At 53.5% G+C, this 18622-nt stretch carries 18 protein-coding genes; 6 read left to right on the forward strand and 12 right to left on the reverse strand.

The features are described 5' to 3' along the window. Nucleotides 1-35: 35 nt before the first annotated feature. The 3 genes from AC2FNE_RS04560 to AC2FNE_RS04570 are packed head-to-tail and all read right to left on the reverse strand — an operon-like array spanning nt 36 to nt 1778. Nucleotides 36-647, reverse strand: coding sequence for a TorD/DmsD family molecular chaperone (locus AC2FNE_RS04560; protein ID WP_170475540.1), 612 nt, complete (start codon nt 645-647; stop codon nt 36-38). Between the two features lie 4 nt (nt 648-651). Beyond that, a complete protein-coding gene (locus AC2FNE_RS04565) occupies nt 652-1227 on the reverse strand; it encodes a DUF3306 domain-containing protein (protein WP_170475538.1) in 576 nt (191 codons plus the stop codon). Next, nucleotides 1224-1778, reverse strand: coding sequence for a DUF3305 domain-containing protein (locus tag AC2FNE_RS04570; RefSeq protein ID WP_170475536.1), 555 nt, complete (start codon nt 1776-1778; stop codon nt 1224-1226). Before AC2FNE_RS04570 ends, AC2FNE_RS04565 begins: the two co-directional genes overlap by 4 nt. A gap of 259 nt (nt 1779-2037) precedes the next feature. Here AC2FNE_RS04570 and AC2FNE_RS04575 point away from each other — a divergent pair, with 259 nt between their 5' ends. After that, nucleotides 2038-3993 (forward strand): 4Fe-4S binding protein, encoded by a 1956-nt coding sequence (locus AC2FNE_RS04575; RefSeq protein ID WP_496804863.1) that lies wholly within the window; start codon nt 2038-2040, stop codon nt 3991-3993. Here the strand turns inward: AC2FNE_RS04575 and AC2FNE_RS04580 are convergent. Beyond that, nucleotides 3987-4715 (reverse strand): hypothetical protein, encoded by a 729-nt coding sequence (locus AC2FNE_RS04580; RefSeq protein WP_496804864.1) that lies wholly within the window; start codon nt 4713-4715, stop codon nt 3987-3989. The two genes, AC2FNE_RS04575 and AC2FNE_RS04580, sit on opposite strands and share 7 nt — an antisense overlap. Before the next feature lie 133 nt (nt 4716-4848). Between AC2FNE_RS04580 and AC2FNE_RS04585 the strand changes: the two genes are divergently transcribed. Genes AC2FNE_RS04585 through AC2FNE_RS04595 form a run of 3 tightly spaced genes read left to right on the forward strand, consistent with a single transcriptional unit; the run spans nt 4849 to nt 7081 of the window. Continuing rightward, nucleotides 4849-5910 (forward strand): Mrp/NBP35 family ATP-binding protein, encoded by a 1062-nt coding sequence (locus AC2FNE_RS04585; protein WP_170475531.1) that lies wholly within the window; start codon nt 4849-4851, stop codon nt 5908-5910. Then, nucleotides 5907-6602, forward strand: a complete 696-nt coding sequence (locus AC2FNE_RS04590) for a biotin/lipoate--protein ligase family protein (protein WP_170608244.1) — start codon at nt 5907-5909, stop codon at nt 6600-6602. Before AC2FNE_RS04585 ends, AC2FNE_RS04590 begins: the two co-directional genes overlap by 4 nt. Then, on the forward strand, nt 6602-7081 hold the full coding sequence (locus tag AC2FNE_RS04595) for a DUF6505 family protein (protein WP_170476568.1): 480 nt from the start codon (nt 6602-6604) through the stop codon (nt 7079-7081). Before AC2FNE_RS04590 ends, AC2FNE_RS04595 begins: the two co-directional genes overlap by 1 nt. On the opposite strand, the gene AC2FNE_RS04600 is transcribed toward AC2FNE_RS04595, so the two are convergent. From AC2FNE_RS04600 to acs, 8 genes are all read right to left on the reverse strand, one after another. Beyond that, a complete protein-coding gene (locus AC2FNE_RS04600; RefSeq protein WP_496804865.1) occupies nt 7082-7582 on the reverse strand; it encodes a flavin reductase family protein in 501 nt (166 codons plus the stop codon). It abuts the gene before it with no gap. Between the two features lie 85 nt (nt 7583-7667). Next, nucleotides 7668-9080, reverse strand: coding sequence for a 3'-5' exonuclease (locus tag AC2FNE_RS04605; protein WP_170608240.1), 1413 nt, complete (start codon nt 9078-9080; stop codon nt 7668-7670). 2 nt (nt 9081-9082) lie between these two features. Continuing rightward, a complete protein-coding gene (locus tag AC2FNE_RS04610) occupies nt 9083-9601 on the reverse strand; it encodes a hypothetical protein (RefSeq protein ID WP_170608238.1) in 519 nt (172 codons plus the stop codon). Nucleotides 9602-9661: 60 nt separating this feature from the next. Continuing rightward, on the reverse strand, nt 9662-11485 hold the full coding sequence (locus AC2FNE_RS04615; protein ID WP_496804866.1) for a DUF294 nucleotidyltransferase-like domain-containing protein: 1824 nt from the start codon (nt 11483-11485) through the stop codon (nt 9662-9664). Between the two features lie 109 nt (nt 11486-11594). Next, nucleotides 11595-13379, reverse strand: a complete 1785-nt coding sequence (locus AC2FNE_RS04620) for a sodium:solute symporter family protein (RefSeq protein WP_170475519.1) — start codon at nt 13377-13379, stop codon at nt 11595-11597. Between the two features lie 15 nt (nt 13380-13394). Further along, a complete protein-coding gene (locus AC2FNE_RS04625; protein WP_170475518.1) occupies nt 13395-13679 on the reverse strand; it encodes a DUF4212 domain-containing protein in 285 nt (94 codons plus the stop codon). A gap of 182 nt (nt 13680-13861) precedes the next feature. Continuing rightward, entirely contained in the window at nt 13862-14545 is a 684-nt protein-coding gene (locus tag AC2FNE_RS04630; RefSeq protein ID WP_170608234.1) for an adenylate kinase, read from the reverse strand. 7 nt (nt 14546-14552) lie between these two features. Then, entirely contained in the window at nt 14553-16517 is a 1965-nt protein-coding gene (gene acs, locus AC2FNE_RS04635) for an acetate--CoA ligase (RefSeq protein ID WP_170608232.1), read from the reverse strand. A 398-nt stretch (nt 16518-16915) separates the two neighbouring features. Between acs and AC2FNE_RS04640 the strand changes: the two genes are divergently transcribed. Together AC2FNE_RS04640 and AC2FNE_RS04645 are read left to right on the forward strand one after the other, a co-directional pair. Continuing rightward, the gene (locus AC2FNE_RS04640) at nt 16916-17932 is read left to right on the forward strand and encodes a C4-dicarboxylate TRAP transporter substrate-binding protein (protein ID WP_496804867.1); all 1017 of its coding nucleotides are present in this window, start codon (nt 16916-16918) and stop codon (nt 17930-17932) included. Nucleotides 17933-17990: 58 nt separating this feature from the next. After that, complete coding sequence (locus tag AC2FNE_RS04645; RefSeq protein ID WP_170608228.1) at nt 17991-18620, forward strand: TRAP transporter small permease; 630 nt, start codon at nt 17991-17993, stop codon at nt 18618-18620. The last annotated feature ends 2 nt before the right edge of the window (nt 18621-18622 follow it).

Below are 18622 nucleotides of genomic sequence, written 5' to 3' on the forward strand. Positions count from 1 at the left end.
GTTTGATGCCCATTTGGGCACCGGCGAATGGCGGACTAGGCCGCCGTCATTCGGAATGCTTCACGTTCGATTTCCATAAATATCCGTCCGGCTGTTCCAACCGAACCATAGAGTACTGAGCTTTCAGCAGCCTCCAGATCAGAAAAGAAATGGGCCGCCCAGGGACCGATATGCTTGTTCCAGAACGCCCGCTGTTCGTCCAAAGTTGCCACTGTGCCAAATCGCCCGACAATCATACCGGCCATCATTTCCATTAAAGAGGCGATATTGTCTTCGGGTTCAAAAACGTTCTTTGCTCTTGTTATCCCGCGCGCTGCCATGTCGTTGCGCAGTTGCGCCAACGGCTTTTCATTCAAGAACCCAGTCAGATAAAAGCTGGCGTAGGGCAGCAACTCTCCACGTCCCAGCCCTATGAACAAGGCATTAAATTCCCGCTCGGCGGCTGCAGGTTTGGTAATCTTGGCCACCCTCGCCATTGCTTGAATCGCCTGACCCAAATCCGTGTCATCACCGCTCAGCCCGGCCATTTGGTCCAGCAGTAATTGATCGGGGGGGCCAGCCATAAGAAGACCCAGAAAGTTATAAAAATCCGCGCGTAGCCGATCCTCTGCCGAGATATCCACTGTTTGCGCGTTGTTGGCGGTCATTCAGTCATCCTTCAAATTCAAATATCATGCGGCGCGGGGAGGGGGGTAGGTCCGCGTCACTTTCTGTTTCGCCAAGTTCGACCATCTGCACGGGAGGTTGGAGCGGTTCGTCAATTGGCTCGCTGGGTGGGGGCTGGTCGCTAAGCTCTTCGACAGGTTCGTCTGTTTCTTCCTCTTCGGACACTGCAAGTGCCTCGATGTGAGCCAGCATTCCCTTGCCGACCTGATATGCGGTCTGGAGGTTTTCAATCACGCATGCTGCGTCGGTGTAATCCTCACCGTACTCCACCAATCCGTCCACATTGGCCAATACAGGGTTAAGTCTCCATAACCTTCGAAGCGCGCGTTGTCTCAGTCGATCCGGAACGGCTTTGGACATGAAGCCTGAGACGTCGTCACCTGGTTCCAACGCATCGGGATCCGGCAAATTGAATTCAGCCAGAATTTCCTGGTCAGTCTTTTCTTCCAGTTCGGAATGGCGCGCAGCAAGTTCCTGCGCTTCGACCGCTGCAGTCTCTGCCTCTGCTTCGGCCTGAACAGCAGCTTTCCGGCGGGACCAGAAATCACGGTTCTCGCTCATTGCAGTAGCCTCCGAGGAGCGCGATAAACGTCCGAGTCTTGACGGATACGTCCGTCGCCCCGTCCATCCTCTACCAAGTCGGTGCGTTTTTTGTCGCGGCGACGCTTCACAAAGATCTCGTCCTTGTGATGTTGCAGCGCGAAGTCGCGAACCCAAGCGATCAATCCTTCGCTCATGGGAATTTTTTCGACAATTTCTTCGCCGGTGTCGGCATAGTCCTGACCCTCAAACGGAGAAGCTGTAACTAGAACGACATTCAAGGGATGATCTCCAACAAGCTCATCTCGCAGAACCAAGTATAAAGATGGCTGTCCGTCTGACAGGTTCACCATGTACGCTTCTGTTTCATCTACCCATAGGGTCAAGGGAAGGGTCGCTGCGTGGTATTCAACGGCTTCACCTTCGCGTCGCAGCTCCTGCCAATTGGCCGGACCAGCGCCGGGCAAAGCAGCGACTGCGCGCCAATTCCAGCGAGCCCATCGGGTCACACCTGGCGTTTTTCGAACAATAATGCCAACGGGCATTTCAATCTGGCTTGCGGCCCCAGCCACTTAGTCCTCCCCAGAAGGCTCTCCCCTGCCTTCCCATTGATGTACTATGGTACATAAATTGGCCTTGTGCCAAGTCCACAGTGAGTATTGAGTGTCGTTTTTTCAAAGAAAGCATTCGATATTAAACTCGGAAAGCAAACAGGAGAAAGAGAGTGTGAAAAATAATGCACAATTCCACTGTGTTCGACGGTGTTTGCGTTGCCACTCGCTTGATTAAGTCTAATGTGCTGAGCAAGAGATTGCAGCCCGGGGGGAGATTATGGCCGGCAAGCTGATGTTGTGCGATTGCGCTGGTTCGCAAAAAATGGATAGGGAACAGATTTCCCGGTCATGCGAATTGGTGTGCTCTCGGGTTCACACGGCGTTGTGCACACACGAATTGGAAGCAGCTGCCGAAGCGATGGAGCAAGGCGATCAATTGGTAATCGCCTGCGGACAGGAAACTGCGGTTTTTGTCGATCTGGCCGCCGAACTCGGTGAGGAACGTCCTGGATTTGTGGACTTGCGTGATCGTGCAGGTTGGTCAGCTGAGGGTCAGGATGCTACGCCCAAGATGGCAGCGTTGGCCGCCGAGGCGACTTTGCCGATCCCAGTTACGCCGGGCGTTGACGTCGTAAGCGAGGGCACTTGTTGTATAATTGGCCCCGGCTCAGTCGCTTTCGGTTTGGCGGAACGATTGTCACAAACCTTGGCTGTGACGGTTTTGGTGACGGACCGTTCCGAACTCATGGACCGGTCATATGACGTTGTCCGAGCAAATTTGCGCAGTGTGTCGGGCGCATTAGGTGGCTTTGTCTTGCGTCTTGATCAAGTTGAACAACTGGAACCCGGAGGACGAAGAGCGTTCGGCTGGACTGAACCTCGCGACGGAGCAACTTCTCGCTGCGATATATTAATAGATGTTGCGGGCGATACACCTTTCGTGACAGCCCCTGAAAAGCGCGAAGGGTATTTGCGGGCCGATCCGCGAGATGCTGTGGCCGTTGCAAACTTGGCTTTTGATGCTGCTCAGCTCGTCGGTACATTTGAAAAACCTTTATATGTTCGAGTGGACGAGTCGTTGTGCGCCCATTCGCGGGCGGAACAGATTGGATGCACAAACTGTCTTGATGCTTGCCCTACCGGGGCGATTACTCCGGCCGGTGATCACATAACGATAGATCCTATGGTTTGCGCCGGGTGTGGAGCTTGTGCGGCGCTTTGCCCGTCCACTGCCATTACGTACGAAGACCCGCCTGTTTCCGCATTACTGTCTCGGATGCATATTCTTGCGCGCACCTATCGCAGCGCAGGCGGGTCTAACCCAAGACTTTTGGTGCATGATTCCCATGGGGCACACATGATCAGGCTTGCTGCTCGCTTTGGCCAAGGCCTGCCAGGTAACGTGATCCCATTGGAGTTGAATACTATCTCTGGTTTTGGTCATGCTGAAATGCTGGCAGGTCTGGCCCACGGATTTGCCCGAGTTGACGTGTTATTGGCGCCGAGAACTGAAAGAGATGCTCTGGACCGCGAATTAGTTTTGGCTGAGGCGATTGCAGGGAAAACAGCGTTTGGGCTAATTGACGAGACTGACCCAGATGCTTTTTCCGACCTACTTTACACACAGGCCGTGCCTAAACCGTTGTCGAACCCGGTTCTGCCCCTCGGAAACCGGCGTCAAATTACCCGACTAGCGGCCCAAGCACTGAACCCTGAATCCACCGCGCCGCTTCCTTTGCCTGAAAACTCACCCTACGGTGCAGTTTCAGTGAATTTGGACAGCTGTACGCTTTGCTTAAGTTGCGTGTCTCTTTGTCCCTCAGGTGCGTTGATGGACAACCCGGACAAGCCGCAGCTGAATTTCCAGCAAGACGCCTGTCTGCAATGCGGAATGTGCAGCACGATTTGTCCTGAGGATGCCATCACTCTGGTGCCCCAACTCGACCTCTCAGACGCTGCCTTGTCCCAGCAAGTGCTGAACGAAGAAGAGCCATTCGCCTGCGTAGAGTGCGGAGCGGCCTTTGGCGTGAAATCTGCTATTGAGAGGATTATGGAAAAACTTTCAGGCAGTCACCCGATGTTCGCCACTTCGGAACAGGCTCGTTTGATCCAGATGTGTGACGATTGTCGAGTGAATGCGCAGTTTCACAGCCAGGACAATCCTTTTCAGGCTGCGCCAAAGCCGCGCGTAGTGACGACCGAGGACTACTTTTCAAAACGAAAGGATCACTGAAGTTCCAGCGGGGCGCCCAAATCTGCAGCTTGCATAACTGAGACAAAAGCCAAGATTGCTTCGAGATCTTCAATTGTCATTTCGACTGGATGGATAGGGGGTGGACGATCTATTGCGAAAGGCGGGGTAATGTCTTTGACCTGCGTAAACGAGGGATGCGGGTTAAGAGCAAAAAACGCTTCAAAACGTTCGGACCAATCTGGTAAGGAGCGAAGTACCGCAAAGGATGGTGTCGAACCAAGGCCGTTCATTCGGTTTTGAGGGCCGATAATGTGACAGCGGCCGCACAAACTAAGCGAGAGCTTTTGACCAAGGGCGGCATCTCCGTCTATCACCTGCTCGGCTTGTTTAATCTCAACTTTAATGTCTGCGTTAAACGGATCACCTTGTGCTGGCGCAAAGCTCTCGATTGTACGTTTCCCGATATCCGACAAAATCCATTCGCGAAATCGCGAATGCTTGGCATCATCTTCGATCTGCAGGTGGTAGACAATGCCGTCTCGTTGGAACACCGGGTCGCCCGAGGGGGCTGTGGAAATAGACATTCTGCCATTTTCGTCAGCTACTACCTTGATCCCGGTCTTGAGAGAAAAGCGTGGAAGAATATGTTGCAAAAGACCCGAGTCTGAAATCTCATCCGGAGCGGCAAGGCCAATCGCCTCTTGTGACCAAGAGGGGGTAGCAGAGAGCGTCAAGCTCAGGCACAACAAGACAAAGCGCATGGCTCAGCCTAACGGCCCGGGACCGATTGCGTCAAATGAACAAACTTAGGACGGAGACACGTGCAATGAGCGGCGACCAGAAACTGGCGAAACGCAGCGCCCATCAGACAGGGCAAAATATAGGTAATGACGCATGAGTGTTCGTGACGCAGTTCTTGCAAACCTGAAAAAGATCACGGACCCAGTTTCTGGTCAGGACATTGTCAGCGCCGGAGTTGTGCGTGCCTTGAATGTCGAAGGTGATACAGTGCGCTTTGTGCTTGAGATCGATCCGAAACAGGCCGAACGTATGGAGCCTGTGCGCGCTGCGGCAGAAAAGGCGGCTCAGTTGGTTGAAGGCGTGACAAAGGTTTCGGCTATGCTGACGGCACATTCTGATAAGGCTCCACCGGATCTCAAGCCCAAGCCCAAGCCCTCGCAAACTGGACCGCAAGCCGTACCTGGTGTGGACCGGATTATCGCCATAGCCTCGGGAAAGGGCGGCGTTGGTAAGTCCACGGTTTCTGCTAACCTCGCATGTGCACTTGCGGCCGAAGGTCGACGGGTCGGCTTGCTGGATGCAGATGTTTATGGTCCGTCGCAGCCCAGAATGCTTGGAGTTTCCGGAAGGCCGGCAAGTCCTGATGGCAAAACGATCCTGCCACTTCGAAATCATGGGGTTACAATGATGTCGATGGGTCTGATGACCAACGAAGGGCAGGCAGTCGTTTGGCGGGGTCCGATGCTGATGGGGGCACTGCAACAGATGATGGGTCAGGTGCAATGGGGCGCATTGGACGTTTTGATCGTTGACTTGCCACCGGGAACGGGCGACGTGCAACTGACACTGAGCCAGAAGTTTAAAGTGGACGGAGCGATCGTTGTGTCAACTCCGCAAGATGTGGCACTGATTGATGCTCGAAAGGGTATCGACATGTTCCAGCAGCTAAAGACACCAATACTTGGAATGATCGAAAACATGTCCACGCATATTTGTTCGAACTGTGGACACGAGGAACACGTGTTTGGTCATGGTGGCGTTGCGTCCGAGGCTGTGTCGCTGGGCGTTCCTTTGCTTGGTGAGATTCCTTTACATTTAGATATTCGCGTTGCAGCAGACGGTGGCGCACCGATCGTGGTCAGCAAACCAGATAGTCCGCAGGCAGAATCTTTCCGTAAAATTGCCCGTGAATTGATTGCTAAAGGTAACGCATGAGCCAGCCGGTTTTTCCGCCATTATTGACCGGCCATTCAGTGTCGGGTGGGGAAAACCCGTTTGAGCGTGCTCAGGCCATGTCAGCGCTCGGCTGCGATGCGGGAACGGTTGTTTACAACATTCAGGCGAACAGGCTGCGTGTGGCAATCGTTTTCGCGCCCGAAGTCCCGCTGCAAGATGCCATGGCCATGCTGCCGTTGTGTGCAGTAGGGTTTCAGAACGCCTTGGGCGCTTTGGCCCCGCCCGAAGTTGCCGTACATCTGGGCTGGGATGGACCGATTTTCGTGAATGGCGCAAAATGTGGCACGTTTCATGCCGCGGCCTCGTCTTCGGACCCGGATACCATACCTGATTGGATCGTGATAGGTTGGGAACTGGCGTTGTTGCAGACCAGTGGTGATCCAGGCGAAACGCCTGATATTACCGCGCTCTATGATGAGGGTTGTGCCGATGTATCGCCTGAGCAGCTGGTTGAAAGTTGGTCCCGTCATATGCTGACGTGGCTCAATCGTTGGCAGGAAGAAGGTAACGCTTCATTGCACAGCGAGTGGATGGGGTTGATACGTGATGTCGGAGAACCAATTGGAGAACAGGGCGTGTTCCTTGGTACGGACGAGAGGTTCGGGATGCTAATTCGGAAAGGCTCCGATACGCAACTGCGCCCTCTGACTCAATTGTTGGAGAACGCATGATGAAGTTGGCGCGCGCTATTCACTTTGATGAAAGTGACATGAACGTTTTTCATTCGCCGGCGCGTACCGGAGAATGGTGTATTTCTGGCGGCTTCGAGTTTTCGAACTGGGGCGAGGGCGATTTAGAGGGCAAGGCACGACAGGCTTTTGCAAATGGTTGGCTGGGTTTGGAGACATTTGGCCGAGTTACTTTTGTGGCCGTGACACAAATCGAACCTGCTGAATTGGAACAGATGAAACAAAATTTGGCTGATCACTTTGTACGACTTTACGGCGCCCCTTCGATTGAGACGGCTATGGAGGTTGCTCAGGCCGAGATAGATCATATGACAGAAATGTGCGAGGACCACGCGCCAAACACATTGCTTACAGTCGCGCGAGAACTTACGGGTGCAGGTGTTCATGAGGCTTTTCGAGTGATCACGCCGCAAGAAACCCAACTTGAAGCTTTGGCTGTACACGGTTCTTTAGACGATTGATCAGATCAGATCAGCGAATCCACCAAATTGCCCGCGCTTGAAAATCAGTCCTTGTCCCGGGCGGTGCATAACTGTTTCAACGTGTCCGACCAGAATAAGGTGATCGCCTGCATCGTGTATGTCGGACAACCGGCAATCAAATCGGGCGAGGCAGTCGGATAATCGAGGGCGGCCAGCTTCGTCACAATGCCATTTCGTATGGGAAAAATCGAAACCATTTCGGGCAAATTGCAATGCTTGATCGTGCTGTTCTTGTGCCATCACGTGAATTGCATAGTGCTGACAATTGCTGAATGCGTCGTAGCGATTGGAGTCTTTGGCAAGGCACCACAATACCAGCGGCGGATCCAGTGATACCGAAGCAAAGGAATTGACCGTGATTGCAACCGGCCCGCCAGCTGTGTTGGTTGTAACCACCGTGACACCTGTCCCAAAACATCCCAGCGCTTCGCGGAAGTTCAGGCTTTGGTCTGGACCGGGAGTGAATGTCGTTTCGGTCATCGCACACTCGTTTAAAGGTATGTCTGGGGTGCCATGCGCTGCAGAGATTGTCTATGGCAAGCTGCATCCGATCCAAATTTTGCGGTCAATTCAGGTCTTCCAGCAACCGCCCGTGTTTGCGTGTTTCTGCGACAACTTTCCCGAATGTCACCATGCCGCGCGCACTTAGCATGGGCAGCATTTTTACCAAAACTTGGGCTGTAGCCACTGCGTCGCCTAATGCAGTATGGCGTAAATCGTTTGGAATTGTGATCTCAAGTCGCTCGCACACGGCATCCAGTGTATGCGTTTCACTCGCGCCGAAAAGAACCGCTGAAAGTAACACCGTGTCTAACACTGGGTGATCCCATTTGACGCCGATACGAGCCGCGTGGCGTCGCAGAAATGCCATATCGAATGGTGCGTTGTGGGCAACAATGACGGCGTCACGTGCGAATTGGTGAAAGGTGCGACCTACATCAACAATGTCCGGCGCTCCTGCGACCATGGCATCGTTTACCTTGTGTACACGGGTTGAAGCAGCCGGAATTGGGATGCCCGGATCGACCAGGGAATCCAGTTTTTCTCCTGCTACGATTTTTCCTTTAACCACGCGAACTGCGCCGATTTGTACAATTTCGTCTTTATGAGGAAGAAGCCCGGTCGTTTCGGTATCGAATACAACAAAACACAAGTCGGTCAGGCGACGGTTCTCAAACTCTTCGTCTATCGACGTGTCGAGAAGATCGAAGTCATAGATAAGTGGCCGGGCTTCGTCTGGTCGAATGCGCAGGGTGCTATCATCAAAAATCAGCATATATCCCGGCGCGTCTCCTAACGGCTTCATGCGCGCAAAATAAGCTTGGGTGCCGTCCACACTGGTAAGACTGCATTCGACTTCCATGCCGGTCTTGCTCATCTCAGAGTAGGCATCGGTTAGACCTGTACTTTCGAGATAATCAAAAAGGGACGCGTTCAGTCGCGGGTGGGCGATCTGCGCCAGAACCTCTGCTGCCTGTGCATCATACAAAACAATCTGGTGCTTTGGTCCCGCCAACAGCATTGCCACGGGTATCTCGCTCAATAACGCGGTCAGGCGTTTTTTCTCGGCAGCGAGGTGCGCCGTTTCTGCTGCAACCGCCTCGGCTGTGTTTATTGCGGTGTCTGAAAATTGTTCGGCCAGCCCTGCGGCGGCCGGACCCAAATCACCCAAATAACGGGTGGCCCTTACATCCATCTCGGTGTTTACGCCAGCGTGAGCACGGGCTCGCAGTTGTGCAGACAATCGTTCGATCGGTTTGGCGACATTGTCGTCGAACAAAAGCCAGACTCCGACGATCAAAGCCAGAAAACCAAAAGCGATTAGGATTTCCGCAAATATGTAGGCATCAATCAATTCGGGATCGTCAACTCGTTGATAGCTTATCCATAGTGCTAGTGAGCTTACGACCAACCCTCCGACGGCCAGCAGACAAAAGAACAGAAAAATTCTTAAACGGAGGCTAAGACGGTTCAGCATATTCAAACTCCGCAGGTCGCCTCGATCAACGGGTCATTATCACTGGTTTTGATCCAAGCGGCATTCAGTAAACGCCCGTCACTTGCGAACTCAGCTCCATCGACCAGGTTGGCACGGCTGTTTTGCGCGCAATCGACTGCAACGGGAATCTTCGAAACAGGCGCCCACCGTCCGAAGAAATAGAGATCGACAAGCCGCTGTTCAGGAACGTTTTCATTGGTCTTTACAGAATCTTTATCGATTGCCGCAAAACGGTCTACAAATGGCGCAACATAAGTCCATGGGCGATAAAATGCTTTGCTCTCAACTTCCTGCACGACAGCCAGACTGCCGGGCAACGATTCGAGGGTGCGGTCATACCAAGAGTACTCGCTGGTGATCGTCATTCCGATCATTCCCGCTCCGGCAGCGACAGGAGCTGCCCACCGAGGCAATCGTCCGCCTGTGAACTTGTTCAGAACCATCACCACGCCCGCAAACGCAAAGCCTGCAAAAATTGTGCCAATCAGTTCCAAAAACATCCTATTTCTCCATTCTCCGGGTCTGCGCGACCCAAATGCATTGGCTGATCCTTGAACGGCTCAGCCCAGCATCCCTTTTCCGTGCCCGACAGCGGATTGCATGGTTTTTATCACAACAAATGCGTCTCGAAGATGACTTCGCTCAAAGTCCGACAGATCCGATGGGGGCAGGTAATTGTTTGGCGCCTCACCTGATTTTACCAGTCTGACTTGATGTTCCAGTCTGGTTTGAGCAATCAAATCATAGGCGTCCAGTAGATCCCGCGCACCCGAATGACTAAGCACTCCAGCAGTTTCAGCAGCCTTCAGCCGTGCACGGGTATTGGTTTCTTTCAATTGACCTTGCAGGCAATATACGCGTGCAAGATCGACCACGGGAACGACACCATTGTGCTTTAAATCCAAAGTGTTTCTGTGTTCGCCTGACCGAACGGTGGCAAAGCCACGTAAAAGACCCAAAGGTGGAGTATGTTTTAGCGAGTTCGAGATCAGATGGGCCACAAATATCGAATTACTGTTTGCCGCCTCAAGCGTTTCAGCCTGAAGATTTGCAAACAGCTCGAAGGCTCCTCCAATAGGACGTAGGTCGAACATGACCGAGGCCAGCATTTGCGCCTCTGGGTTCGGTGTCTTGATCCAGCCTCTGAAATACTCCCTCCACACTCCAAGAGGCTGACACCAGCGTGGATTTGTTGCCATCATGTCTCCCGGGCAAAAGAAGTAACCGCAAGTGTCCAGCCCATCGGAGACTGATTTTGCGAGCGCTGTGAAATAAGGAAAGTCGGATTCATTTGCGGCATCATCCAATATTAGGCAATTGTCTTGATCAGAAACGCCGGTCTGCTCCTGCCGCCCTTGCGAGCCACAAGCCAGCCACAAGTACGGCACGGGTGGTGGGCCCAATGCAACTTCGGCCAATGCCAGCAAGCGGCGAGTCGTGGTATCAGCAATGTCTGTAATCAGGCGCGTTACGACTTCGTGCCTGTTTCCACCGGCCACCAATTGAACCAACAATTGAGGTATTTCTTCAGTGACCTTCGCCATTTCTTCGGCTGTATCGGCGCGCGCGATGCGCCGAACCAACTCGGCTGAATTGACGGCCTGATAATGCGTTAAATCGGTTTGTGTCACAATGCCAACAAGTTGGCCAGCTTGAGAAATCGGGATGTGGCCGATCCCGCGTTCCATCATCACGTGCAGGACATCAGAGCCAATATCAGATGGGGACAAAGTGACAGGGTCGGGTGTCATTATCGAGGATACTGGAGTGTTTTGATCCATTGCGTCGACTACGAACTTTTCAGCGATATCACGTAGTGTCACGATGCCTTGTAAGTCACCGCTATCAGTCACGCACATTGAAGAGATATGTTTGTCCCTCATAATCTTTGCGGCCTGTTGCACGGGCGTATCTGGTGGGCACGTGGCCGGATCGCGTGCCATCAACACATCGATGGAACTGGTCGCCAGACTTTGTGGGCCGCTACGCTGACTGCGCGATCGATTGAAAAACTTTGCAACCACATCATGATTGGCAATCAACTCGCTCACCAAGTTAGATGGCAAAACGATTAATACTGACGGCGAATGTGCCCGGGCGTTGGTCGCTGCCTTGCCGTTTTTGATAAGTCCACGCTCTCCGAACGAATTCCGCAAACCGAGACGCGATACCACCGAACCGTTTTCGTCCGTGATTTCAATCAGTCCTTCGTAAATTAGAAACAAGCCGGGCAGGGTGTGGCCCAACTCGTAAACCGAGAAATCCTCGTCTGTTTCCCAAACTTCAATTTGCTTCGCTACATCCTCTATTGCGCTGTCAGGCAGGGCATCATAGGGGTGAACGGACTTTAGAAATCGGGTGATCTCGTCTTGGGACAGGGGCATCAGATTTCTCCGTGTGTCAGAAACAAAAGTCCCGCCCGGGTGGGTGCCGGGCGGGAGCAGTCAGTCGATGGACGCGGCAGGACAAGGATACCTCGCTGCCGCGTCACGCTCAATGATCCTGAGCAGCGCCTGCTCCACGGGGAATGCGAACGCTTTCGACAAGATCCTTGATCTCTTGCGGAGTCTCTTTGGTCATACCAGCCACAACATACGCGACCCCAAAGTTCACCATGGCACCAATTGCACCGAACGAGGTCGATTTGATTGGACCAAGCAGTGGGTCGGCGTCGGTGAACGAGTTGGTGCCCGGAATGAACAGCCATCCTTTGTGCAGGAAGATGTAGACCAAGGTCACGACCAGACCCGCCAGCATACCGCATACCGCGCCTGTGTTGTTAATGCGGGTCGAGAAGATTCCCATCATAAGTGCCGGGAATATCGAGGCTGCCGCCAGACCGAAAGCCAACGCAACCGTCTGCGCCGCAAACCCGGGTGGGTTCAGACCCAGATATGTTGCGACAAGGATAGCCACAGCCATTGCGATCCGCGCTGACAAAAGCTCGCCTTTTTCTGAGATCTGCGGATTGATAGCACCTTTGATCAGGTCATGAGACACGGCAGACGAAATCGCGAGCAACAGTCCAGCCGCGGTTGACAACGCGGCAGCCAGACCACCAGCAGCAACAAGACCAATCACCCAACCGGGCAGGTTGGCGATTTCGGGGTTGGCCAGAACCAGGATGTCGCGGTTGAACTTTGTAAGCTCATTGCCGACCCAGCCTTTTTCCTCTGCAAGAGCCTGCATGTCGGCGTTCTTGTCATTGTAGTACTGGATCTTGCCGTCGCCATTTTTGTCTTCCCAATCCAGCAAGCCGGTTTTCTGCCATGTGGCCATCCAGTCATAGCGAGGATCATTGTCAATCTCTTCTACTGAAACAGCGCCGCCATCGATCCCACCGTTGGGCCACATCATATCGGTGATGTTTAGCCGCGCCATTGCGCCGACCGCGGGGGCGGTCAGGTACAGCAAAGCGATGAAAACCAGCGTCCATCCAGCCGACCAGCGCGCGTCCGACACGCGAGGTACGGTAAAGAAGCGCATGATAACGTGCGGCAGACCAGCCGTACCGATCATCAGCGAAAGTGTGAACAGCACCATGTTCAAAGTGTTCGAGTGGTGGGCAGTGTAGTCCGCAAAGCCCAACTCGGTCACAATCGCATCCAGTTTGGTCAGCAGGGGCTCTCCACTGGCGGTGTCACCGAACAGACCCAGCGCTGGGATTGGCGTGCCGGTCAGCTGCAAAGAGATAAAGATTGCCGGGATTGTGTAGGCGGTGATCAGCACGCAGTACTGAGCAACCTGGGTGTAGGTCACACCCTTCATCCCGCCAAACACCGCGTATGCAAACACGACACAGGCACCGATCAGCAGACCGGATGTGTTCGAAACCTCAAGGAAGCGGCCAAAGGCCACGCCAACGCCGGTCATTTGACCGATCACGTAGGTCACCGATGCAACGATCAGACAGATCACGGCAACGACGCGTGCGGTCTGGCTGTAGAAACGGTCGCCGATAAATTCCGAGACGGTGTATTTGCCGAACTTACGCAGGTAAGGCGCAAGAAGCAGAGCCAGCAGCACGTAGCCACCGGTCCACCCCATCAGGAAGGTCGAGTTGTCGTAGCCAGTAAAGGCGATAAGGCCCGCCATCGAAATGAAAGAGGCCGCAGACATCCAGTCTGCCGCTGTCGCCATACCGTTGGTGACCGGGTGAACACCGCGGCCGGCGGCGTAGAATTCCGATGTGGAGCCCGCGCGGGCCCAGATCGCGATGCCGATGTACAGCGCAAAAGACGCACCGACAAACAGCAGGTTGATGGTAAACTGATCCATTGTCCCGACGCTCCCTTATTCTTCTTCAACGCCATGTTCGGCGTCGAGTTTGTTCATGCGCCAGGCGTAGTTGAAGATCAGCACCAGAAAGACCAGGATCGAACCCTGTTGGGCGAACCAAAAGCCCAGATCGGTGCCGCCCACGGCAATGCCGGACAGCAACGGACGCAGCAGTATGCCGAATCCAAACGAAACCAGCGCCCATATTGCGAGGCTGATGTAAATGAGACGCAGATTTGCCTGCCAATAGCCCTTGTCAGCTTCGGCACTCTGCGCGGAGTTTGTTGATTGATCCGCCATTGCGGGTTCCTCCTTCGCTTCCTCCTTGGGCGGCCCGCGTCTCAAACTCTTACGCGCGAGGCCGCATTTCGTTGTGCCGGTTGCTGACCGGCATCAGGCATAACTTCTCCGATCCGCCGAGGCGGTTCCGTTGAAGTATTCGTTTAGGAATTCGGCCCTCATTCAGGGCGGGCGTTATTCCCTCAGTTCATCGCGTCGCTCACTATCCTTTTGAGATTGCCAGCGATTTCTTCGATATTTCCCCTGGCGTTCAGGCCTTTCAGAACGCCATGATCTTGGTAATAACTGATCAACGGCGCCGTCTGCTCGTGATACGCTGCAAGACGTGACGCGACGGTCTCTGCATTGTCATCGGCACGGCGCGTGAATTCTGCGTGGCCGCATTTGTCGCATTTGCCTTCGGCCACCGGTACTTTGAACGTATCGTGGTAGCCTTCTCCGCACATACTGCAGGTGTAGCGACCCGAGATACGCGTAACCATTTCGGCATCATCGACTTCTAGACTGATAGCTGCACTAATTTTCTGTCCGGTTTCCGACAGCAACTGATCCAGTGCTTGGGCTTGAACCGTGGTGCGAGGGAAACCGTCTAGAATGACGCCCTTGGCGCAATCCGGTTCCGCCAGGCGGTCGCGCAGAATTGCGATGACAATCTCGTCGCCTACAAGCTCGCCAGCCTCCATCACGGCCTTCGCTGCTTTTCCAGCCTCTGTTCCCGCAGCAACAGCCGCTCGCAGCAGGTCACCGGTGCTGAGTTGCACCAGCCCGAATTCGTCTTCGAGCATTCGCGCCTGTGTTCCCTTCCCGGCACCCGGAGGGCCGAGAAGGATCAGAACGGCCGGTGTTATGGTCGCAGCAGCTTCCATCGCGCCCTCACTTGCTTGCTCGGTTTTCGATAAGGTCCTCGACAACCGACGGATCAGCGAGGGTCGACGTATCGCCAAGCGAGCCAAAGTCGTTTTCGGCAATCTTCCGCAGAATGCGGCGCATGATCTTACCTGAACGGGTCTTGGGAAGGCCCGGGGCCCATTGAATAACGTCTGGGCTGGCAATCGGTCCAATCTCGGTTCGCACCCAAGTGCGAAGTTCTTTCAGAAGCTCATCACTTGGCTCTCGATCATTCATCAAAGTGACATAGCAATAGATACCCTGTCCTTTGATTTCATGGGGGTAACCAACAACGGCAGCCTCGGCAACGGCGGCATGTGCAACCAGCGCGCTTTCTACCTCGGCCGTGCCCATGCGGTGGCCTGAGACGTTGATTACGTCGTCAACGCGGCCAGTGATCCAGTAATCACCGTCTTCGTCCCGACGGCACCCATCTCCTGTAAAGTAGTAACCTTTGTAGTCCGAGAAGTAGGTTTTTTCGAACCGCTCATGATCACCCCAGACGGTGCGCATTTGTCCGGGCCAGCTATCTTTAATGCACAACACTCCTTCGACGCCATTTCCGCTGATCTCGACGCCGGATTGCGGGTCCAGAACGACGGGCACGATGCCAAAAAATGGTTTCATGGCCGAGCCGGGCTTCATCGCGTGTGCACCGGGCAGGGGGGTCATCAGGTGACCGCCGGTTTCGGTCTGCCACCAGGTATCTACGATCGGGCAGTTCCCTTTACCAACGACCTCATTGTACCAATTCCAGGCTTCAGGGTTGATAGGTTCACCGACGGTGCCCAAAACCTTGAGGTCGCTCAGGTCGCACTTTTCGACAAATTCGTTCCCTTGTCCCATCAGGGCTCGAATTGCGGTTGGAGCCGTATAGAATTGATTTACCTTGTGTTTTTCACAAACTTGCCAGAACCGTGACGCGTCGGGAAAAGTCGGGACCCCTTCGAACATCAGCGTCGTTGCGCCGTTGGCCAGTGGGCCATAGACGATATAACTGTGTCCAGTAACCCAACCTACGTCTGCCGTGCACCAGTAGACATCACCTTCCTGGTAATCAAATGTGATTTCGTGTGTAAGGGATGCGTAAACCAAGTATCCGCCTGTGGTGTGCACAACACCCTTTGGCTGACCAGTTGAACCGGACGTATATAGAATGAACAACGGATCTTCGGCGTTCATTTCAGCCGGAGCGCTATAGTCGTCAGCCTCCAGAGCCATTTCGTTATAGTCGTAGTCCCGGCCATCGATCCAAGTCGTCTGCCCGCCTGTCCGTTTGACCACAAGGCATTTCACACTGTCCTTGCAGTGCAGCAATGCAGCGTCCGCATTCGATTTTAAAGGAGTCTTGCGCCCCCCGCGAGGAGCTTCGTCCGCAGTTATGACAACTTTTGCGTCGCAACCGTTGACCCGAGCAGCCAGTGCATCGGGTGAAAAACCGGCAAAAACGATCGAATGTATTGCGCCAATTCGGGCACAAGCCAGCATTGCATAAGCTGCTTCTGGTATCATGGGAAGATAGATTACAACACGCTCGCCTTTGCGAACACCAAGCGATTCCAAGATGTTAGCCATCCTGCAGGTGCGGCGGTGCAACTCAGCGTAGGTTATGTGCTGGGCTGCGTCATTGGGATCGTCTGGCTCCCAAATTATCGCTGTCTGATCACCGCGGGTTTCCAAGTGGCGGTCCAGGCAATTGGCCGAAACGTTCAATGTGCCGTCGGCATACCAGTTGATCTTTACCGACCCGAAGTCATAGTTGACGTCTTTGACTTGAGTATATGGCTTGATCCAATCGATCCGTTTGCCGTGTTCTCCCCAAAAAGTCGCGGGGTCACTCACGGATGCAGCGTACATATTTGCATACTGTTCGGCATTGACATGCGCGCGCGCAATAGTTTCTGCGGATGGCGGATAGGTCTTGGCATCTGCCTGGGCAGCGGTGTTCATTTCTGAGGCTCCTCCCTCTGATTTGGAATATATCGGTTCGATTTTGCCCCCCGATCAGGCAATGTCGAGCCGTTTCTCCCCTACTCGAATAATACGGGATTGTGAAAATAAATAAATAAATTGCGGTAATCCTTGGATTAGTTTGTAAACAAGTTTTTTGATTTAAGTCAATTTTGTAAAAAAATCATAGAAATATTTGAAAAAACGATAAAAAACAACGAGGTAGATGTCATGAATTTTGCGCTCTGTTGACTCGACCGTCCAATCTTGACTGACTCTTGATCGGTGATGAGGTCGAATACACGCTGAAACGAGCGGGGGTTGGCAGATTCCAGACTAAGCGCTAGCTTCGAATATAAGCGTCCCGAAGAAGGGGCGCACATAAGGGAGAGACCAATATGAACAGGATGTTTAGCGGTGTTGCCGTGGGCGTCATAGTAACGGCGTTCGTTACAGAGGCCGCAGCCACCGAATGGAACGCTTCGGTATGGGGCAAGCGGCGTGCTTTTACTGAGCATGTGGAGAGATTAGCTGAACTGGTTAACGAGAAAACCAACGGGGATTTCACCATCAACGTAAGCTATGGTGGGCTTTCAAAACCGCGTGAAAATCTGGATGGCATCGAAATTGGTGCATTTGAAATGGCGCAGTTCTGCGCAGGCTACCACCGAGACAAGAACCGCGCGATTACTGTTTTGGAGTTGCCATTTCTGGGCGTGAATAATCTGGACGAAGAAGTGGCGGTCAGCCATGCGGTTTATGACCACCCAGCAGTCAAAGACGAGATGGCCCAGTGGAATGCCCGCATTATTATGACCTCGCCAATGCCACAGTACAACCTCGTTGGTACCGGCGACCCAAGGGATCAACTTGCCGAGTTTGACGGCATGCGCGTCCGCGCGACAGGAGGGCTCGGGAAAGCTTTCGAAGCCGTTGGCGGCGTTCCGACCTCTGTACCTGCGACCGAGGCATTTAACGCTATGGAGTCTGGTGTAGTCGACACAGTTGCTTTTGCGCAGCACGCGCATTTGTCATTTGGCACGATCAACGAGGCTGATTGGTGGACCGCTAACTTAAACCCTGGCACAGTCAACTGTCCCGTCGTCGTCAATATCGATGCTTATGAAGCGTTGCCGGCTGAACATCGTGAAGCGCTTGATAGCTCTATAGATGAGGCAATTGATCATTACTTGGCTAATTACGCTGGCCTGCTTGAAAAATGGGACAGTGTTCTACAGGAGAAGGGCGTTACGAAAGTAACCATTGATGACGCTGTGATCGAAGAATTCCGCGCCAAGGCGGCCGATCCAATCCGCGAGCAATGGATTGCTGATATGTCGGCACAAGGACTACCGGCGCAAGACCTGTATGATCTTGTTCAAGCGACCTTGAAACAGCAACGCGGCGGTAACTGACCGTAAGGGCCGGGCGTTTTTTAACGCCCGGCCACTTGGACTTGAGGGATCACCTTATATGGCGGGACAGGCAACGGTGTTAGAAGACGGCAGCCTGATAAGCCGTCTGGATAAAAAATTATTGAAGCTTGAACGATTTCTGGCTCTGCTAAGTGGTATAGCTGTGTTTGGCCTTATGGCGCTGGCAGTTGTGTCGGTCAGTGGACGAAATGCGCTGAACGCGCCGCTGCCTGGCTATGTTGACTGGATCGAGCAGGCTATGCCGTTGATAGCATTCCTCGGCATTTCATTTGTGCAACGCGACGGCGGGCATATTCGTATGGATATCGTGATCTCACGATTGCACGGGCGTTCTCTGTGGCTGTTTGAGACTATCTCGGTTGTTCTGATCCTGCTTCTTATGCTTGCCCTCGTTTGGGGCAGCTGGTCGCATTTTGAACGGTCCTTTGATTTCAGTGCACCTTTTTGGAGCCGCGATAGCTCAATCGACATCGGCATTCCACTCTGGCCCGCCAAGCTTCTGGCTCCGATAGCTTTTTCAGTGCTTTGCCTGCGTCTGATCTTACAAATCTGGGGGTATGGAAAGGCGTTGGTTCTGGGTCTGGAGCATCCAGTTGCAGTGCCCTTGATTCAGGACACAGCAGCTCAGGCAGCTGCCGAAGCTGAACAGTTTGAAAGGCGCTCGTAACT

It is taken from the genome of Ruegeria sp. YKSD179 (assembly GCF_059612885.1).